We start from the raw sequence: 19,578 nt of genomic DNA on the forward strand, positions 1-19,578 counted from the left end.
CGCGGCGCTAGGGCGCTTTACGTGAAGGCACATAATAAAGGGATTCACCACATGAGGAAATCACTACTCGCCCTGCTGCTGGTGGCCGTTGGCGGGCTCGCCCAGGCTGCGGTGCAGCTCAAGGACAACCATCCGGAGCGTTATACAGTGGTGAAGGGCGACACACTCTGGGGCATTTCCGGCCGCTTCCTGCGCGAGCCGTGGAAATGGCCGGAGCTGTGGCATGCCAACCCGCAGATCGCCAACCCTCATCTGATCTATCCCGGCGACACCCTGAGCCTGGTCTACGTTGACGGCCAGCCGCGCCTGGTGCTCGACCGCGGCGCCTCGCGTGGCACCATCAAGCTTTCGCCGACCGTACGCACCACGCCGATGGCCGAAGCCATCCCGACCATTCCGCTGGAGGCGATCAACAGCTTCCTGCTGAGCAACCGCATCATCGACACCGCCGAGCAGTTCCAGGGTGCGCCCTACATCGTCGCCGGCAACGCCGAGCGGGTGGTCAGCGGCGCGGGCGACCGCATCTACGGCCGCGGTAGCTTCGAAGAGAACATGCCGGCGTACGGCATCTTCCGTCAGGGCAAGACCTACGTCGATCCGGAAACCGGCGAGTTCCTCGGCATCAACGCCGATGACATCGGCACCGTGGACATCGTCGAGGTCGAAGGCGACATCGCCACCATGCACCTGACCCGCACCACCCAGGAAGCCCGCATCGGTGATCGCCTGTTCCCCAGCGAAGAGCGTGCGATCAACTCGACGTTCATGCCCAGCTCGCCTTCGACGGATGTGGACGGCGTGATTCTCGATGTACCGCGTGGCGTTACCCAGATCGGCCAGTTCGACGTGGTCACCCTGAACAAGGGGGCTCGCGACGGTCTGCAGGACGGCAACGTGCTGGCGGTCTACAAGACCGGCGAAACCGTACGTGACCGCGTGACCGGCGAGAACGTGAAGATTCCGGACGAGCGTTCCGGTCTGCTGATGGTGTTCCGCACCTACGACAAGCTCAGCTACGGCCTGATACTGCAGGCCACCCGCTCACTGGCGGTGAGCGACAAGGTCCGTAACCCCTGAAACAACAGAGCCCCGCGAAAGCGGGGTTTTTTCATGCTGCGACACCGCACGGATGCGGTGTAACGAGACAAGGAGTGTTCACCGTGCCTGCCATTTCCCCTGCCGAGCTGGAAGCCCGGCTGCGTCTGCATCTATTGCCCGAACTCGGCCCACGCCGCCTGCGCAAGTTGCTGAGCGCCTTTCCCGATGCCGCGTCGGCCTTGAGCGCGCCGGCCAGTGCCTGGCGGTCGCTGGGGTTGCCGGTCAGTTGTGCCGAGCCACGACGCAGTGCCGACATCCGCGAGCGTGCCAGTGCCGCCCTCGCCTGGCTGGAGCAGCCGGACCGGCATCTGCTCTGCTGGGACGATCCCAACTACCCGGCACTGCTCGCTGAACTGCCGGATGCGCCCCCGCTGCTGTTCATTGCCGGCGATCCGAGCCTGCTCGAGCGACCGCAGCTGGCGATGGTCGGCAGCCGCCGCGCCTCGCGCAATGGTCTGGACAATGCCCACGCCTTTTCCCGCAGCCTGGCCGGTGCCGGCTTCGTCATCACCAGCGGGCTGGCGTTGGGCATCGATGGCGCTGCGCATCAGGGTGCGCTGGATGTTGACGGCAAGACCGTCGCGGTGCTCGGTACCGGCCTGGAACGGCTGTATCCGCAGCGTCACATCGGCCTCGCCCGGCAGATCGTCGAAGCAGGCGGCGCGCTGGTGTCCGAGTTGCCGCTGGACTGTCCGCCGCAGGCGAGCAATTTTCCGCGGCGCAATCGCATCATCAGCGGCCTTTCGCTGGGCGTGCTGGTGGTCGAGGCGAGTCCGTCCAGTGGTTCGCTGATCACCGCGCGACTCGCTGCCGAGCAGGGCCGCGAGGTCTACGCGATTCCTGGTTCGATCCATCATCCCGGCGCCCGTGGCTGCCATCAGCTGATCCGCCAGGGCGCGGCGCTGGTGGAGTCGGTCGAGGATGTGCTCGAAGCCCTGCGTGGCTGGCAGCGCGTCGGGTCGTCCGACGGCGAAGGCCCGACGCCGAAGCAGCCGGACAATCCGCTGCTGCGCGAATTGCTGGCCACCCCGCGCAGCAGCGAAGCACTGGCCATGGTGCTCGAACAGCCGCTGGGGCAGGTGCTGGCGCAGCTGACCGAACTGGAAGTCGACGGGCTGGTGGCCTGCGACAACGGTTTCTGGACGGTGATCTCGCATTAGGCGAAGCCGAGCCGCACAGCAGACCTGTCGTGCGAATGCCGATCCACGCCCTGTCGTTTGCGCGCTCGAAATGCGGATGGTCTGTTGCAGGCTGTTGCGAATCGGCCGCCCAGCCCCCTGCTCGACGGCAGATGCCTTGGGTAAACTGCCGGTTTTTCAGTCAGGCAGAGGTCGGCATGATCGGCGATTGGCGTGTGCAGCAAGTGGCGCGGGTGGTTCGCGCCGGCGGAGTGATCGCCTACCCGACCGAAGCGGTCTGGGGTGTGGGTTGCGACCCATGGGACGAAGAGGCGGTGCTGCGCCTGCTGGCGCTCAAGGAGCGGCCGGTGGAGAAGGGCCTGATCCTGATCGCCGACAGCATCGAGCAGTTCGATTTCCTGCTGGAGGATCTGCCCGAGCGCTGGCTGGACCGCCTGGCTGGTACCTGGCCGGGGCCGAACACCTGGCTGGTGCCGCATCGCGGTCGCCTGCCGGAGTGGATCACCGGGCGGCACGACAGCGTCGCGCTGCGGGTAACCGATCATCCACTGGTCACGCGGTTGTGTGCGTTGACCGGCCCGCTGGTCTCGACATCCGCCAACCCTGCCGGTCGTCCCGCGGCGCGCTCGCGGCTGCGGGTCGAGCAGTATTTTCCGCGTCAGCTCGACGCCGTGTTCACCGGCCCGCTGGGCGGACGGCGCAACCCCAGCGTCATTCGCGATCTGCGCACGGGCGAAGTGATTCGTCCGGCCTGAACCGACGGTGAAACCGCTGCGCGGCTGCCCTTATAAAGGCAGCCGCCGCGGCGGTCAGGGCAGCAGAATGGTCGATCCGGTGGTTTCCCCCGCCGCCAGTTTGCGTTGGGCTTCGGCCGCTTCGCTGAGCGGATAACGCTGGCCGATCTCGACCTGGATCTTGCCGCTGCCGATCATCTCGAACAGTTCATCGGCCATGGCCTGCAGCCGTTCCGGCGTGTCGGCGTAACCGGCCAGAGTCGGCCGAGTGACGAACAGCGAGCCCTTCTGCGCCAGCACACCCAGGTTCACCCCGGTGACGGCGCCGGAGGCGTTGCCGAAGCTGACCAGCAGGCCGCGTGGGGCGACGCAGTCCAGCGAGGTCTCCCAGCTGCTCTTGCCCACCGAGTCGTAGACCACCGGGCACTTCCTGCCTTCGGTCAGCTCCAGCACGCGCTGCACCACGTCCTCGCGGGTGCGATCGATGGTGGCCCAGGCGCCGAGGGCCTTGGCCCGCTCGGCCTTTTCCGCCGAGCCCACCACGCCGATCAACTGTGCGCCCAGTGCGCGCGCCCACTGACAGGCGATCGATCCGACGCCACCGGCGGCGGCATGGAACAGCACCGTCTCGCCGGCCTGCAGCGAGTGGGTCTGGCGCAGCAGGTACTGGCAGGTCAGGCCCTTGAGCATCACCGCGGCAGCCTGCTCGAAGCTGATCGAATCCGGCAGTTTGACCAGATGCCGCGCCGGCAGCGTGTGATGTTCGCCGTAGGCACCCAGCGGGCCGGTGGCATAGGCGACCCGATCGCCCGGCTTCAGGTGCTGCACGCCCTCGCCCACCGCGTCGACCACACCGGCACCTTCGACGCCCAGCCCGGATGGCAGGCTCGGCGGCTGGTACAGACCGCCACGGAAATAGGTATCGATGAAGTTCAGGCCGATGGCATGGTTGCGCACCCGCACTTCGCCTGCGGCCGGCGCGCTGAGCGGCACATCGACCTGTTCCAGGACTTCGGGACCGCCGTGCTGGCTGAATTGGATGCGCTGGGACATGTCTGGCTCCTGGTCATTGAAAGAGCGTCTATCCAACCCGCCGGGGCTGCGTTCGTCAATCGGCTGAATGCTATGCTTGCCGGCCGACCCCGTTTCAAGCACCGCTCAGCCGCGCCTCGAGGGGCTGCGAGCGGCCATTTGCAAGGTGATTTCGTGAACCACAGGACCGAAGCCGTCAAAGCCTACCTGCTCGATCTGCAGGACCGCATCTGCGCTGCGCTGGAGGGCGAAGATAGCGGCGCGCGCTTCGTCGAGGATGCCTGGACGCGGCCCGGTGGCGGTGGTGGCCGGACCCGCGTGATCGAGAATGGCGCACTGATCGAGAAGGGCGGCGTGAACTTCTCCCACGTGCATGGCGACAGCCTGCCGCCGTCGGCCAGCGCCCATCGCCCGGAGTTGGCCGGGCGCGGCTTCGAGGCCCTCGGCGTGTCGCTGGTGATCCACCCGCACAACCCGTATGTACCCACCTCCCACGCCAACGTGCGCTTCTTCATCGCCGAGAAGGAAGGCGAGGAACCGGTCTGGTGGTTCGGCGGCGGCTTCGACCTGACGCCTTACTACGGCGCCGAAGAAGACTGCGTGCACTGGCACCGGGTCGCGCGGGACGCCTGCGCGCCGTTCGGTGCGGATGTCTATCCGCGCTACAAGGAATGGTGCGATCGCTATTTCCACATCAAGCACCGCCACGAGCCGCGCGGCGTCGGCGGGCTGTTCTTCGACGACCTGAACCAGTGGGATTTCGACACCAGTTTCGCCTTCATGCGCGCGGTCGGCGATGCCTACCTCGACGCCTATCTGCCCATCGTCCAGCGCCGCAAGGCCACGCCGTTCGGCGACCGCGAGCGGCAGTTCCAGCTGCTGCGCCGCGGCCGCTACGTCGAATACAACCTGGTCTACGACCGCGGCACCCTGTTCGGCCTGCAATCGGGCGGGCGTACCGAATCCATCCTGATGTCGCTGCCGCCGCAAGTGGCCTGGGGCTATGACAAGCATCCCGAACCGGGCACTCCGGAAGCGCGCCTGACTGAATACTTCCTGCAGGACCGCGATTGGCTTGGAGAGCAGGAAGCCTGAAGCTGGAAGCGGGAAGAAAAAAGCTTCAAGCTTCAAGCTTCCTGCTTTCATCTTAGGAGTCCCATGGACCGCTACGGCGTTTTCGGCAACCCCATCGGCCACAGCAAATCACCGCAGATCCACGCCCTGTTCGCCGCGCAGACCGGCCAGGCGCTGAGCTACGAACCGCTGCTGGCGCCGCTGGACGACTTTCCCGGGTTCGCCCGCGCGTTTTTCCGCGACGGCCAGGGCGCCAACGTCACCGTGCCGTTCAAGGAACAGGCCTATGGGATGGCCGATCAACTCTCCGAGCGTGCCCGCCGGGCCGGCGCGGTGAATACCCTGAAGAAGCTCGAAGACGGCCGCCTGCTCGGTGACAACACCGACGGTGCCGGGCTGGTAAGCGATCTGCTGAAGGCCGGCGTGGCGCTGCGTGGACAGCGCATCCTGCTGCTCGGCGCCGGCGGGGCCGTGCGCGGCGTGCTCGAGCCGTTGCTGGCACACAAGCCCGCGGCGCTGATCATCGCCAACCGCACGCCGAGCAAGGCCGAACAGCTGGCGCAGGAATTCGCCGAACTGGGCCCGCTGTCCGCCAGCACCTTCGCCGAGCTTACCGAACCGGTCGACCTGATCATCAATGGCACCTCGGCCAGCCTCGGTGGCGAACTGCCACCGCTGGCCGACAGCCTGATCCGGCCAGGTCAGACCTTCTGCTACGACATGATGTACGCCGCCAGGCCCACGGCGTTCTGCCAGTGGGCGGCAGCGCTGGGCGCGGACACTCGTGACGGGCTCGGCATGCTGGTCGAGCAGGCGGCGGAGGCCTTCGAACTGTGGCGCGGCGTACGCCCCGACAGCGCGCCGGTGCTTGCCGAACTGCGCCGGCAGCTTAGTTAGCTACTGAAGTGGATGCGCTGATGGATGTGCTGGGGGCTTTCCAGTTCATCGACGATGCCGGCGGCGATGCGCTGCAGCTCCCGATAGGGATTGGCGTCGCCCTTGCCAGCCGCTTCGGCCAGCGCCTCGACGGTAAGCTGGTCACCGGCTGAGGGCGCGTCCACCAGCGTCCAGTTCAGCGGATGGGCGATCAGGCGTTGCAGCGCCGCTTCGACTTCCGGCTGCAGCTCGATTGCCGGGAAATCGGCAACCAGCAGCAGGCGTTCCACCTTGGCACGCTCCAGGCCGAGCAACAGTGCCTCGACCGCCTGGTAGAAATCGCGCTGGGGCGACTCGCCGGTAACCGCATCGGCTCCCGGCAGCCGCGGCGTCTGAAACAGGCAGACCACCGCATCCATCCCGGCCACGCTCTCGCTGACGCTCACTGCATCGAACGGGTCGCCCGGCTTGGTCCGTAGACCCGGCCGGGCGGCTATCGAATTGAGGTCGTCGAGCAATGCCACGGCCTCATGCTGGCGGCTGAGCAGCTCCACCAGCAGCGCACTGCCGAGGTCGTCGTGGGCGCCGTACAGGGCGAACTTCAACCGCGGCGTTTCGGCATTGAGCATGACGGTTGCCGATCAGCGGCGGGTGATCAGATAGCCGATCACGGCAAAGGCGCCCGCGGCCAGGGCCAGGGTGCCCAGCGGATGTTCCTTGGCGCATTCACGCGCAGCACGGCTGGCTTCGCGAGTGCGTCGGGAGATATCGGCATAGTGCTCATCCCAATCGTTGTCGTGCCAGAGCGACTCGGCACGCGAACGCAGTGCGCTCAGGCGCTTGCGCGAGTCGTGGGCGGCATCGTGCTTGAGCTCATCGAGCGCGCGCATCAGGCTGTCGATCTCGTGTTGGACTTCTTCGCGGGTGGTGGCTTTGCTGAAACGGGACATGGTGGGACCTCCCCTCGGTAAGTGTGGTTGTTGGACTCCGAAAACAGGCAGAGGTGCGGCCCGGTCTTCGCATGCAGCGCCGGCCGGAACCTCAAGCGGCTGCTCTGGCGCTGCTTCGTCCGACGAACCGTTCATCGGAAAGAGGCGAGTCTGCGGGCGATTCCCTATACTGGCGCAACGTCTACCACGTCGCATTTAGCGCATTTCGCCCTTCCATCGCGGGGAAAAAACCCATCGTGAACTTTCGTCGTACCCTCGCCAGTCTGTTGTTCGCCTGCCTGGCCGCGCTGCCAGCCATCCATGCCCAAGCCGCCAAGCCGACCGTTCAGGAACTCGCCTCCGGCAGCGCCCTGCTGGTCGACCTGAAGACCAACGAAGTGCTCTATTCCAGCAATCCGGACATGGTGGTGCCGATCGCCTCGGTGACCAAGCTGATGACCGCGATGGTCGTGCTGGATGCCAAGCTGCCGCTGGATCAGGCCCTGCCGGTGACCATCCGCGATGCCAAGGAGATGCAGGGCGTGTTCTCCCGCGTGCGTATCGGCAGCGAGATCAGCCGTCGCGAGATGCTGCTGCTGACCCTGATGTCTTCCGAGAACCGCGCGGCTGCGAGCCTTGCCCACCACTATCCGGGCGGCTACTCGGCCTTTATCCAGGCGATGAACGCCAAGGCGCGGGCGCTGGGCATGACCCGCACGCATTACGTCGAGCCCACCGGGCTGTCCGAGCGCAACGTCTCCAGTGCCAATGACCTGGTCAAGCTGATCCGCGCCAGTCGCCAGTACGCGCTGATCCAGCAGTTCAGCACCACCGGCGAGAAGACCGTGGCCTTCCGCAAGCCGAACTACACCCTCGGCTTTCGCAACACCAACGCCCTGGTACGCAAGAACAACTGGGACATCCAGCTGAGCAAGACCGGCTTCACCAATGCCGCCGGCCACTGCCTGGTGATGAGCACCACCATGAAGCAGCGCCCGGTGGCCTTCGTGGTGCTCGACGCGTTCGGCAAGTACACCCACATGGCCGATGCCAACCGCCTGAAGAAATGGCTGGAAACCGGCACCGTGACGCCGGTGCCGGCCGCCGCGCTGGCCTACAAGCAGCAGAAGCAGGCGCAGCGCCAGCTGGCTGGCCAGCCCACCGACGCGGCGCAGGCACTGCTCGACGCCCGCTGAGGTCCGCTGTTCGTTGCGTGGCGAGTGCGTCGCGCAGCGAACATTCGTGAGTTTGCTCAACTCTTTTTGTTGAGAGTCGTTCCTGTCATGAACGCCATGCATACCTGCGCCTGCTCGGATCACCGATGACACGCCGCCGCCTCCCCGCCTGGTTCGCCAGCTTCGCCCTGCTGATCCATCTGCTGAGCATGCCGCTGTCGGGCCTGTTGCCGGCGGATGCCAAGCGGCTGCTCGGCTGGAGCGGACATTGCCCGCTGATGCAGGCGCAGCAGCACTCGCACGCGCTGCACGAGTCGACGGCCCATGGCGAGCATGAGCCGAGCGCCCATGGCGGGATGCCGCCGTGCTGCTGCTGTGCCGGTTCGATGGGCCTGGCGGCGCTGCCCGGCGCAGCGCCGCTGTTGCCGCAGGACATTCGGGGCGGCCCTGTCCTCATTGTCGAAGCCCGTGCCCATCGGCCGTCGCCACGGCAACAGTGGCCGGCCCTCAATCCTCGCGCCTCTCCCCTCGCCTGACGCCGCCGGCGTCACCCCCCTCGTTGCTACGCCTGAACTGCCTGCACTGACCACTGTGGTGTTGGCGTCCGCCTGCGGCTATTCGCCGTACGGCCCTGCCTGTTGCACAAGGAACATGCGAGATGCTCGAACATCCTGCGCACCCTTCGCGGCGCCCTGCGCTGCCCTGTCTGCTTGTCGCGGCCCTGGCCGCTGCCTATGTGCCGGCAAGCCTTGCCGATACCGCCGCCTCCGCCCTGTCGCTGGGCAGCAGCACCGTCACCGCGACCCAGTCGGGTGGTGGCCTGCCGACCAGCAGTGTGATCAGCTCGGTCGATCTGCTCGGCGGCGACATCCTCGAACAGCAACCGGTGCTCTATGCCTGGGAGCTCTTTCGTCGTGCGCCGGGGGTGATGCTCACCGAATTCGGCCAGGGCACCACCTCGGGCAAGCTGTCCTTTCGCGGCTTCAATGGCGAAGGCGAGGTCAACGCGGTCAAGCTGCTGATCGACGGTGTCCCGAGCAACAGCAACGACGGCAACATGCCCTATCTGGACATGCTGTTTCCGCTGGAGATCGACGGCATCGAGGTGGTGCGTGGCACCAACGACCCGCGCTATGGCCTGTACAACATCGCTGGTAACGTCGCCGTGCAGTCGCGCATCGGTGGCGACTACGGCAAGGCGCGCCTGCGCTACGGCAGCTACGACACCCAGGAGCTGCAGCTGGCCAAGGGCATCGAAAGCGGCAACTGGACGCAGAACTACTTCATCGGCCAGCAGAAAAGCGACGGCTATCGCGACCATGCCGGCAGCGAACGCACCAGCCTGTCCGGCAAATGGTTCTACACGCCGGATGACGGCAACTGGCGCCTGGGTCTGATCGCCCGGCACTACGAGGCCGAGGCCGACGAGCCGGGTTACCTGTCGCGTGAGGACGCACGGCACTCGCCACGCCGGTCCTATGCGCTGTCGGCCAGCGACATGGGCGAGCGGCGCATGAACCAGCTCAGCCTGCATCTGGACAGCCAGCTGGCCAGCGATCTCAGCTGGTCGACCAAGGTCTGGCTCAACACCCTGGACGACGACCGCTGGGTGCGTTTCTCCCAGGCCCAGCCGCAACAGCGGCGCACGACGGAAGAGAAACACTACGGCGCGCGCACCTCGCTGACCTACCGGCCGGTCCTGTCCTGGCTGCATGACCTGGCCCTCGAAGGCGGCCTGGACACCGAGCAGCAGCGCAACCGCAGCGAGCGCTACACCACCGTCGAGCGCCAGGTCGTGACCCAGACCCGCGACCAGCGTTTCGACTACGACAGTTACGGCGCCTACCTGCAGGCGGTGATCCAGCCGGTCGAGTCGTTGAAGATCATCCCGGCGTTTCGCGTCGATCGCATCAGGGGCGATTTCACCGATGAGCTGAGTGGCAACGATTACGCCATCAACGACTACGGCAGCATCGAGCAGCCGAAGATCAGCCTGATCTACACCCCCATCGAGCAGCTGAGCCTGTATGGCAACTGGGGCCGGACCTTCCAGATCGGCACGGGTGCGGCCGCCTACAAGGTGCCGCCGCGCACCAGCGATCTCTCGCCATCGATCAACGATGGCTGGGAAACCGGCATCAAGTTCAGCCCAGCGCACTGGATCGATGGGCGCATCGCCTACTGGGAGCAGGTGGCCACGGACGAGGTGCGGCGCCGGCTCAACGACCCCAGCGGTGAATCGGAGAACCTCGGGCAGACGCGCCGCTGGGGCTACGACGCCCAGCTCAACCTCTACCCGAGCGCGGAGTTGAGCCTGTGGCTGGCGCACTCCTGGCAGTTCTCCGAGATCGAGAAGGCCGACCCGAGCCTGCCGGCCAGCCAGGGCCGGCAGATCGACCACGTGCCGCAGCGGCTGTACTCGGCCGGCAGCACCTACCAGGCGGCGCCGGAGCTGCAGCTCAGCGCCTGGCTCAACGGCCAGACCGACTACTACCTCGAGCGCGAGAACATCCAGGGCAAGTACGGCGGCTACGTGCTGTTCAACCTGGGCGCCAGCTACCAGCTGACCGAGCAGCTGGCCGTCGACCTGCAGCTGAAGAACCTTACTGACCGCTACTACGAGTACGTCTGGTACGACGGTGCCGAGACCTTGCATGCGCCGGGTGATGGCCGCGCGCTGTATGCCGCCGTGACTCTGGACTTCTGACCGCCATGAAGCGCTATCTGTACCTCGCGCACCGCTGGCTGGGCATCGGGCTGGGCCTGTTCGTCCTGCTCTGGATCGTCAGCGGCGTGGTGATGCTCTTCGTCGCTTATCCCAAGTTGACGCCGGCCGAGCACCTGTCGCGCTTGCAGCCGCTGAGTGCCGATTGCTGCATCGCACCGGGCGCAGCGCTTGCCGCCGGCGCAGACCCGCGTACCCCGCTCAGCCTGCGTCTGACGGGCGCCGGTGGCTCGCCGCGCTATCTGCTGGACTACGGCGACGGTCCGTTGCTGGTGGTGGATGCACGCAGCGGCACGCGCATCCGACACATCGGCGCTGCCGAGGCCCTGGCCAGCGCGCGGCAATTCGCCGGTGCCGAGGTGCGCTTGCTCGACCGGGTCGAGGAGGACGCCTGGACGCGCAATCATGCGCTGGCCCGCGAGCGACCGCTGTATCGCCTCCAGGCGGACGATGCCGAACGGCGTCTGCTGTACGTGTCCAGCCATACCGGGCTGGTGGTGCGCGACGCCACGGCCCACGAGCGTGCCTGGAACCTGCTGGGGGCCTGGCTGCACTGGTTCTACCCGTTGCGTGAGGTAATGCCGAAGGCGCTCTGGTCGGTGGCGCTGGTCTACGGTGCGCTGCTCGCCGCGGTGCTGGTGCTGCTGGGCATGGCGATCGGGCTGCTGCGCTGGCGCTTCGCCGGCCGCTACCGCAACGGCTCGCACTCGCCCTACCCGGCCGGTGCTGGCCGCGTGCATCACGTTGGCGGCCTGCTGATCGGCGTGGCGCTGCTGGTCTGGCTGGTCAGCGGCATGCTGTCGATGGAGCCCTGGAGCCTGTTCGAGAAACGCTCGACCATCGACGCCGCCGCGCTGCAGCAAGCGCCGCTGAATGCCGAAGCGCTGGATACGGATCTGAGCGCCACGCTGGCACGTTTCCGCGAGGCCGGTATCGCGGCGGTGGAACTGCAATGGCAGGTGCTCGGTGATCAGCCCTATCTGCTCGGCATCGATGCCAGGGGTGAAACCCGCATCCTGTCGGCGACCAGTTCCGCGCCGGCACAGCTGCGCCTGGAACGCGCGGTGCTGGAGCGCCAGGTCCGCCAGGCCTGGCCGGAGCAGCGGCTGCGCTTCGACTGGCTGGAACAGGAAGACTTCCACTACTACGCCCGCAGCGAACCGAGCCTCTACAGCCATCTGCCGCGACGGTTGCCGCTGCTGCGGGTGCGTTTCGACGATCCGGCGGCGACCTGGCTGCACATCGATCCCTACAGCGGCACCGTCATCGAACAGCTGGACCAGCGCCGGCGGGCCGTGCGCTGGGTGTTCAAGCTGCTGCACAGCTGGGACTGGCTGCCCTTGCTGCAACGGCCGCTGCTGCGTGACGGCCTGCTGCTGGCGTTCAGCGCCGGCATGCTGGTGATCGCCGTCAGCGGCGTGCTGCTGGGCTGGCGCCGTCTGCGCGGTCGGCCACGGGCCGCGTCGGATGCCCGGCCGTCGCGGCTGGCCGGGACAACTTCGGCGGACGATCCGATGCAACGATGACGGAGCACTCGACTCAAACGACTACATTTCCCTTAGCACAGCGGGAACCGAGGTCGCATGAGCACCCCAGACGATAGCTATATCCAGTGGCTGGTGGACCAGTCCATGTTGCACGCGGCGCGCGAGCGCTCGCGCCTCTACGCCGGCCAGGCGCGGCTCTGGCAGCGGCCCTACGCCCAGGCACGGCCGCGCGATGCCAGCGCCATCGGCTCGGTGTGGTTCACCGCCTACCCGGCAGCCATCATCACCCCGGAGGGCGGTACGGTGCTCGAAGCGCTGGGTGATGATCGCCTGTGGAGCGCGCTCTCCGAGCTGGGTGTGCAGGGCATTCACAACGGTCCGATGAAACGCTCCGGTGGCCTGCGTGGTCGCGAATTCACGCCGACCATCGACGGCAACTTCGATCGCATCAGCTTCGATATCGACCCGAAGCTGGGCACCGAAGAGCAGATGCTGCAGCTCAGCCGGGTCGCCGCCGCGCACAACGCCATCGTCATCGACGACATCGTTCCGGCGCACACCGGCAAGGGCGCCGACTTCCGCCTCGCGGAAATGGCCTACGGCGACTACCCCGGGCTCTACCACATGGTGGAGATCCGCGAGGAAGACTGGGAACTGCTGCCCGAGGTGCCGCCGGGACGCGATTCGGTCAACCTCGAACCGCCGGTGGTCGACCGCCTGCATGAAAAGCATTACATCGTCGGCCAGCTGCAGCGGGTGATCTTCTTCGAGCCCGGCATCAAGGACACCGACTGGAGCGTCACCGGCGAGATCACCGGCGTCGACGGCAAGGTCAGGCGCTGGGTCTACCTGCACTACTTCAAGGAAGGCCAGCCCTCGCTGAACTGGCTCGATCCGACCTTCGCCGCCCAGCAGCTGATCATCGGCGATGCCCTGCATGCCATCGACGTCGCCGGCGCGCGGGTGCTGCGCCTGGATGCCAACGGTTTCCTCGGCGTCGAGCGACGGGCCGAGGGCACCGCCTGGTCCGAAGGCCACCCGCTGTCGGTCACCGGCAACCAGCTGCTCGCCGGCGCGATCCGCAAGGCCGGTGGTTTCAGCTTCCAGGAACTCAACCTGACCATCGACGACATCGCCGCCATGTCCCACGGCGGCGCCGACCTGTCCTACGACTTCATCACCCGTCCGGCTTACCACCACGCGCTGGTGACCGGCGACACCGAGTTCCTGCGCATGATGCTGCGCGAGGTGCACGCCTTCGGCATCGACCCGGCCTCGCTGATCCATGCGCTGCAGAACCACGACGAGCTGACCCTGGAGCTGGTGCATTTCTGGACGCTGCATGCCTACGACCACTACCACTACAAGGGTCAGACGCTGCCCGGCGGGCACCTGCGCGAGCTGATTCGTGAGGAGCTGTACGAACGGCTGACCGGCGAGCACGCGCCCTACAACCTCAAGTTCGTCACCAACGGCGTGGCCTGCACCACCGCCAGCGTGATCGCGGCGGCGCTGAATATCCGTGATCTGGACGCCATCGGCCCAGCCGAAGTGGAGCAGATCCAGCGCCTGCATCTCCTGCTGGTGATGTTCAATGCCATGCAGCCCGGCGTGTTCGCCCTCTCCGGCTGGGATCTGGTCGGCGCCCTGCCGCTGGCGCCCGAGCAGGTCGAGCATCTGATGGGCGATGGCGACACGCGCTGGATCAACCGTGGCGGTTATGACCTGGCGGACCTGGCACCCGAGGCGTCGACGTCCGCCGAAGGCTTGCCGAAAGCCCGCGCCTTGTACGGCAGCCTGGCCGAGCAGCTGCAGCACGGCGGCTCCTTCGCCTGCCAGCTCAAGCGCATCCTCAGCGTGCGCCAGGCCTACGACATCGCCGCGAGCAAGCAGATCCTGATTCCCGATGTGCAGGCGCCGGGGCTGTTGATCATGGTTCACGAACTGCCGGCCGGCAAAGGCGTGCAGATCACCGCGCTGAACTTCAGCGCCGAGACCATCAGCGAAACCGTCTGCCTGCCCGGCGTCGCGCCCGGCCCGGTAGTGGACATCATCCACGAGCGGGTCGAAGGCGACCTCACCGAGAACTGCGAGCTGACCTTCAACCTCGACCCCTACGAAGGCCTGGCCCTGCGCGTGGTGAGCGCCGCGTCGCCGGTGATCTGAAGGCCCTCTTCGCGAGCCCCGGGCGCACGGCTATAGTGCGCACCGGTCCGGGGCTCGCCCTCGCCTTCGAGGACTTCGCGTGTCGTTCATCCCGCTTCTTCGCCGCCTCCCCCTGTTGCTCGCATGCATGGCCTGGGCCGGCGCTCCGGCTCTGGCACAGACCGCCTGCCCGCCCGGCCAGCAACCGATCTGCCTGAGTGGCAGCTGCCTCTGCGTGCCCGGCTCGGCAAGCGACACCCAGGCCGTGTACGACCGCGTACAGCGCCTGGCCGCGCTGGCGCTGCAGAGCTGGATTCAACAATCGCGCGATCGCCTGGTGGCCGGCGGCGTCGAGCCGATGCCGCTGCATATCCGCTCGCAGCTCGAACCCTTCTTCGAACTGGTCGTGCTGGAAAGCGCGCATTATCGCGTCGGCGACGAGGTCGCGCTGAATGCCGGCAACACGCTGCTGCGCAACCCGGACGTCAACGCCGTGACCCTGATCGACGTAATCGTCTTCCGCCACGCCAGCGACGCGCAGGACAACGTCGCGCTCTGGGCCCACGAGCTCAAGCACGTCGAACAGTACCTGGATTGGGGCGTCGCGGAGTTCGCCCGGCGCTACACGCTGGATCACCGCGCCGTGGAACAGCCGGCGTATGCGCTGGAACTGGAGGTGGAAAAGGCGCTGGATGCGCTGCCCTGAACGGGCGCTCGCGTCGTGTCGGATGCGCTGGGTCCGGAGGCGGTTTCAGCGGATCGCATCGGCTGCGGCGCAGTCACATGCCAGACAGACACCGCCAACAGGAGCCGAGCCATGAGTGTGACCGTGACCAAGCTCGAGGGCGCCGACATTCCCGAGCACCTGCGCCACCCGGATATCGCCACGCTCTATCGGGTCACCGATGCCAATGGCATCAGCCGCTACCTGACTGACGACGTCGAAGCCGCGCAGGTCGCGGTCAGCATCAGTGACCGTCAGCAGCTGGAGCCCGACGCCTGACGCCGGGCCTGGACTGTCAGCCCGCCAATACCGAATCCACCAGCGCCTTGGCCTCGGCCTGGATGCGCGCCAGGTGCGCCTCGCCCTCGAAGCTCTCGGCGTAGATCTTGTAGACGTCCTCGGTGCCGGACGGCCGCGCGGCGAACCAGCCGTTCGCCGTTTCCACCTTCAGCCCGCCGATCGCCGCGCCGTTGCCCGGTGCCTCGGTGAGGATGCGCGTGATCGGCTGGCCGGCCAGCTCCTTGGCGGCGACCTGCGAAGCGGAGAGCTTGCCCAGGCGCGCCTTCTGCTCGCGATTGGCCGGGGCGTCGATGCGCTGGTAGACCGGCGCGCCGAAGCGGTCGGTCAGCGCCTGGTAGCGCTCGCTCGGGTCCTTGCCGGTGACTGCGGTGATCTCCGCGGCGAGCAGGCCGAGGATCAGCCCGTCTTTGTCGGTGGACCAGGCGCCGCCCTGCTTGTCGAGGAACGAAGCGCCGGCCGACTCCTCGCCGCCGAAGCCCAGGCTGCCGTCCATCAGGCCGTCGACGAACCACTTGAAGCCCACCGGCACCTCCACCAGGCGGCGCTCGATGCCGGCGGCGACGCGGTCGATCATCGACGAGGACACCAGTGTCTTGCCGATGCCGGCCTCGGCGCTCCAGCCCGGACGATGGGTGAACAGGTATTCGATGGCCACCGCCAGGTAATGGTTGGGGTTCATCAGCCCGCCGGAGCGGGTGACGATGCCGTGGCGGTCGTGGTCGGTGTCGCAGGCGAAGGCTACGTCGAAGCGGTCCTTGTTCTCGATCAGCCCGGCCATGGCATGCGGCGAGCTGCAGTCCATGCGGATCTTGCCGTCCCAGTCCTGACGCATGAAGCGGAAGGTCGGGTCGACCACCGTGGACAGCACCTCCAGCGGCAGGCCGAAGCGCTCGGCAATGCGCGGCCAATAGTGCACGCCGGCGCCGCCCAGCGGGTCGACGGCGAACTTCAGGCCCGAGCCGCGAATGGCGTCGAGGTCGATCACCCGCTCCAGCCCGCCGACATAGGCCTCGATGAAATCGAAGCGCTGGGTGGTCGAGGCCTTCAGCGCCTGGCGGTAATCCATGCGCTTGACGCCCTCAAGTCCGGCGACCAGCAGCGCGTTGGCGCGCTCCTGAATCCACTTGGTCACGCCGGTATCGGCCGGGCCGCCGTTGCTGGGGTTGTACTTGAAGCCGCCATCGCCCGGCGGGTTGTGCGAAGGCGTGATGACGATGCCATCGGCCAGCCCGCTGGTGCGGCCGCGGTTGTAGGCGAGGATCGCGTTGGAGATCGCCGGGGTCGGTGTGTAGCCCGGCTCGCCGTTGGTTTCGCTGCAGCCGGCGTCGATGCGCGTCTCGATGCCGTTGGCCGCGAGCACTTCCAGCGCCGAGATGAATGCCGGTTCGGACAGCGCGTGGGTGTCCATGCCCATGAACAGCGGGCCGTCGATGCCTTCCTGGCGGCGGTAGTCGCAGATCGCCTGGGTGGTGGCGAGGATGTGCCATTCGTTGAAGCTGCCCTTGAGCGAGGAGCCGCGATGCCCGGAGGTACCGAACGCCACCTGCTGCGCCGGGTCGGACGGGTCCGGCCGGTCGCTGTAGTAACGCGCCACCAGGCGCGGCAGGTGGGTCAGGGTGTGCGGGGCGGGCAGGCGTCCTGCGTTGGCGGCGATACTCATCGGTCAGTCCTGTGCGAGAAGGCGGTACGCCGGCCCGGAGGGGCGCGGCGCGAAGCGAATGAAACGCCAGTCGGCGCCATTTATCCAGAGCTTCGACCGCATCAGCGGCGGCGGTTCCATGCGCGGCGTTATCCGGCCTGCGACGTTTTGGCCAAGTGCGCTCGTCGCCCCGCCGGAACCTCCACCGCAGCCCCCTTTCCACTGCTTAGCGGCTCGCGTTCGCGAGCCCGTGACCAGGAGGTTGTCACATGAACGTCGATGAACGAATCCGCCAGCGCGCCTATGAGATCTGGCAAGCCGAAGGCCAGCCGGAAGGCAAGGAAAGCGAGCATTGGCAACAAGCCCGCGAGGAAATCGAGCCCTTCTACAAGGAAGGCAATGCCGAGGCCGGCAGCGTGGAAAGCAGTGTGGCGATACCCATGCCGAAATCGGACAACGTGCATTAATCACGCAGACAGGGCGGCGAAGGCGCAGCAGGCGTCGTCCCGCCCGATTCTGTTGCCGCGTTCTCAGCCTTCCCATCCTCTGCCCAGGCGCGCTGGAGCCTGCCGCCACGCGCTGCTAGAGTGCCGCCGCTTGCCAACCCCCGGCTGACAGGACGTCTGCCCAGCCACCGCACAGGATGCTTCCATGAAAAAACTCGCACTCGCCGTTGCCGTACCCCTGGCCCTCTTCGGCGCCGCCACCTTCTACACCAGCACCCAGGTCGAATCGACCGCCCGTGATGCCGTCGAGCAGGCCAACCTCAAGCTGCGCGAGATGGGCGTCGGCGCCGGTGCCGATGTCAGCCTCAGTCTGCTCAGCTTCGAGCGCGGCCTGCTGTCCAGCGACGCGCGTTACCAGATCGGCATCGAAGTGGCGGACGACGAAGGCAACACCGAGCACTACGCCCTGCTGCTGCGGGATCGCCTCGAACACGGCCCCTTCCCCGTCTCGCGCCTGACCCGTGGCCAACTGATGCCGGTCGCCGCGCAAAGTCACTTCGAACTCGAACGCACGCCGTTGACGCAGAAGCTGTTCGACGCCGCTTCCGGCGAAGTGCCGCTGGTGGGTGACGTGACCATCGGCTACGACGGCGGCCAGGCCGGCGATCTGCGCACCGCCGCGTTGAATATCGAAGACGAGTACGGCAGCGTGCGCATCGCCCCCGCCACCCTCAACTTCGAGGCGAACAAGGACGGCAGCGACGTGCGCATGGACGGTGAACTGGCGCAAGTCGATATCGACCTGCAGCGCAGCGACAGTGGCCAGCCGGTACAGGTCAGCCTGCGTGGCATCGGCCTGAGCGCCGACAAGCAGGACTATGACGCGGGCTTCGGCTTCGGCCCGTCCGCCATCACCCTGGAGCGCATGGAGATCAAGGCCGGCGACGAACCCGCGGTGGTCATCCAGCAGGCCTCGGTCGAAGAGTCGCTGAGCCACGGCAGCCGTGGCCTCGACCAGAGCATCGCCTACCGCATCGGCGAGGTCAGCGCCAAAGGCCAGAAACTGCGCAACCTCGTCCTTGCCTTCAGCCTGCGCAACCTCGAGGAAAGCAGCCTCAAGGCGCTGCTGGCGAGCTACAAGGAAATCCTCGACAGCAGCGCCATGCCGCAGGAATCCTTCGCCGGCATGACCACCGCCCAGCAGCAGGAACTGCAGGCCCATGGCCTGCAGCTGCTCGAACACAAACCCACCCTGGCCATCGACGAATTCGGCTTCGAAACCGCCCACGGCTCAGCCCGCCTGTCCGTCGTGCTGGATCTGCAATCGCCGAGCGCGGACGCCTTCACCCCGGATGCGATGATCACCAGCATGCTCGCCTCGCTCGAGGCCGAAGCCGGTATCGACAAGGACCTGGTGCGCGACATCGCCGGGCTGGTCGCGCAGAACAACCAGCCTGACGGCCAGCTCGATAAGGCCGCACTGCAGCAGGAAACCGATGCCGCCACCGAGCTGTTCAGCGGCATGGCGCTGAACACCGGCTGGTCGCGTCTGGAAGGCGAACGCCTGGTCAGCTCGCTGCATTACGCCGACAACCGGGTGACCTTCAATGGCCGCGAGATGAGCGTGCAGGAATTCATCGGCTTCGCCTTCGGTTCGGCGCAGAACGCCGGCCTGCTCGGCCAGTAAGCGCCAGCCTGCGGATGCGTCCGCAGTGACAGAAAACGACGCGGCCCTGTTCAGCACTTCGCTGGGCAGGGCCGCTTGGTTTTGGCCCGGCTGCGGCCATCCCGAGCCTGCTTCATCGCCCTGACCATCCCTCTCCCGGCCAATTATGCGACCGCTGCCTGCATCGCATGCCGCCCGCGCGTCGGTCTACCCCGGTATTCGCCTGCGCTCCGTCAGGTGGCCGGAACCATCGTCGCGCTCGCCACCTCTGCTAGATATGGCAATTGCTCGGGCCGTATCGGGATTTAGCCGATTCCGGCCTGACGCATCGAGAACACGTACGCTCAAACCATGCGGCCTCTGGCTGATGGCAAACCGCCTTGCCGGGG

The 19,578-nt window shown here is 66.8% G+C and carries 18 protein-coding genes; 14 read left to right on the plus strand and 4 right to left on the minus strand.

Annotated features, from left to right (window positions below; translation table 11 throughout):
• The first annotated feature begins 51 nt into the window (after window positions 1-51).
• The 3 genes from P5704_014035 to P5704_014045 all read left to right on the plus strand — a co-directional run bounded on the left by P5704_014035 (window position 52) and on the right by P5704_014045 (window position 2,992).
• Window positions 52-1,077 (plus strand): LysM peptidoglycan-binding domain-containing protein, encoded by a 1,026-nt coding sequence (locus tag P5704_014035; protein ID WOF77185.1) that lies wholly within the window; start codon window positions 52-54, stop codon window positions 1,075-1,077.
• Window positions 1,078-1,160: 83 nt separating this feature from the next.
• On the plus strand, window positions 1,161-2,258 hold the full coding sequence (gene dprA / locus P5704_014040; protein ID WOF77186.1) for a DNA-processing protein DprA: 1,098 nt from the start codon (window positions 1,161-1,163) through the stop codon (window positions 2,256-2,258).
• Between the two features lie 176 nt (window positions 2,259-2,434).
• A complete protein-coding gene (locus P5704_014045; GenBank protein WOF77187.1) occupies window positions 2,435-2,992 on the plus strand; it encodes a Sua5/YciO/YrdC/YwlC family protein in 558 nt (185 codons plus the stop codon).
• A 54-nt stretch (window positions 2,993-3,046) separates the two neighbouring features.
• Here P5704_014045 and P5704_014050 read toward each other — a convergent pair whose 3' ends face one another.
• Complete coding sequence (locus P5704_014050; protein WOF77188.1) at window positions 3,047-4,024, minus strand: NADPH:quinone reductase; 978 nt, start codon at window positions 4,022-4,024, stop codon at window positions 3,047-3,049.
• A 153-nt stretch (window positions 4,025-4,177) separates the two neighbouring features.
• On the opposite strand from P5704_014050, the gene hemF reads away from it, so the two are divergent.
• Window positions 4,178-5,098, plus strand: a complete 921-nt coding sequence (gene hemF / locus P5704_014055; protein ID WOF77189.1) for an oxygen-dependent coproporphyrinogen oxidase — start codon at window positions 4,178-4,180, stop codon at window positions 5,096-5,098.
• A gap of 63 nt (window positions 5,099-5,161) precedes the next feature.
• Window positions 5,162-5,974: a shikimate dehydrogenase gene (aroE, locus tag P5704_014060; protein ID WOF77190.1), complete on the plus strand. Its 813-nt coding sequence runs from the start codon at window positions 5,162-5,164 to the stop codon at window positions 5,972-5,974.
• On the opposite strand, the gene P5704_014065 is transcribed toward aroE, so the two are convergent.
• A complete protein-coding gene (locus P5704_014065; GenBank protein ID WOF77191.1) occupies window positions 5,971-6,582 on the minus strand; it encodes an NAD(P)H-binding protein in 612 nt (203 codons plus the stop codon). The genes aroE and P5704_014065 overlap by 4 nt on opposite strands.
• 12 nt (window positions 6,583-6,594) lie before the next feature.
• Window positions 6,595-6,903: a DUF883 family protein gene (locus P5704_014070; GenBank protein WOF77192.1), complete on the minus strand. Its 309-nt coding sequence runs from the start codon at window positions 6,901-6,903 to the stop codon at window positions 6,595-6,597.
• A 236-nt stretch (window positions 6,904-7,139) separates the two neighbouring features.
• On the opposite strand from P5704_014070, the gene pbpG reads away from it, so the two are divergent.
• The 7 genes from pbpG to P5704_014105 all read left to right on the plus strand — a co-directional run bounded on the left by pbpG (window position 7,140) and on the right by P5704_014105 (window position 15,417).
• On the plus strand, window positions 7,140-8,078 hold the full coding sequence (pbpG, locus tag P5704_014075) for a D-alanyl-D-alanine endopeptidase (GenBank protein ID WOF77193.1): 939 nt from the start codon (window positions 7,140-7,142) through the stop codon (window positions 8,076-8,078).
• Window positions 8,079-8,203: 125 nt separating this feature from the next.
• Complete coding sequence (locus P5704_014080; GenBank protein WOF77194.1) at window positions 8,204-8,593, plus strand: DUF2946 domain-containing protein; 390 nt, start codon at window positions 8,204-8,206, stop codon at window positions 8,591-8,593.
• A gap of 122 nt (window positions 8,594-8,715) precedes the next feature.
• Window positions 8,716-10,764 carry a TonB-dependent receptor gene (locus tag P5704_014085; protein WOF77195.1) on the plus strand — a complete coding sequence of 683 codons (2,049 nt, stop codon included), beginning with the start codon at window positions 8,716-8,718 and terminating at the stop codon, window positions 10,762-10,764.
• 5 nt (window positions 10,765-10,769) lie between these two features.
• Window positions 10,770-12,308 (plus strand): PepSY domain-containing protein, encoded by a 1,539-nt coding sequence (locus P5704_014090; protein ID WOF77196.1) that lies wholly within the window; start codon window positions 10,770-10,772, stop codon window positions 12,306-12,308.
• Between the two features lie 57 nt (window positions 12,309-12,365).
• Window positions 12,366-14,435 (plus strand): maltose alpha-D-glucosyltransferase, encoded by a 2,070-nt coding sequence (gene treS / locus P5704_014095; GenBank protein ID WOF77197.1) that lies wholly within the window; start codon window positions 12,366-12,368, stop codon window positions 14,433-14,435.
• A gap of 127 nt (window positions 14,436-14,562) precedes the next feature.
• Complete coding sequence (locus P5704_014100; protein ID WOF81235.1) at window positions 14,563-15,120, plus strand: DUF4157 domain-containing protein; 558 nt, start codon at window positions 14,563-14,565, stop codon at window positions 15,118-15,120.
• Window positions 15,121-15,231: 111 nt separating this feature from the next.
• Window positions 15,232-15,417 (plus strand): hypothetical protein, encoded by a 186-nt coding sequence (locus P5704_014105; protein WOF77198.1) that lies wholly within the window; start codon window positions 15,232-15,234, stop codon window positions 15,415-15,417.
• A gap of 16 nt (window positions 15,418-15,433) precedes the next feature.
• Here the strand turns inward: P5704_014105 and pgm are convergent, their stop codons facing one another.
• Complete coding sequence (pgm, locus tag P5704_014110) at window positions 15,434-17,098, minus strand: phosphoglucomutase (alpha-D-glucose-1,6-bisphosphate-dependent) (GenBank protein WOF77199.1); 1,665 nt, start codon at window positions 17,096-17,098, stop codon at window positions 15,434-15,436.
• A 248-nt stretch (window positions 17,099-17,346) separates the two neighbouring features.
• Between pgm and P5704_014115 the strand changes: the two genes are divergently transcribed.
• Window positions 17,347-17,544: a DUF2934 domain-containing protein gene (locus P5704_014115; GenBank protein ID WOF77200.1), complete on the plus strand. Its 198-nt coding sequence runs from the start codon at window positions 17,347-17,349 to the stop codon at window positions 17,542-17,544.
• A 184-nt stretch (window positions 17,545-17,728) separates the two neighbouring features.
• Window positions 17,729-19,210, plus strand: coding sequence for a YdgA family protein (locus tag P5704_014120; protein ID WOF77201.1), 1,482 nt, complete (start codon window positions 17,729-17,731; stop codon window positions 19,208-19,210).
• The last annotated feature ends 368 nt before the right edge of the window (window positions 19,211-19,578 follow it).

The organism is Pseudomonas sp. FeN3W (genome assembly GCA_030263805.2).
GTDB classification, from domain to species: domain Bacteria; phylum Pseudomonadota; class Gammaproteobacteria; order Pseudomonadales; family Pseudomonadaceae; genus Stutzerimonas; species Stutzerimonas stutzeri_G.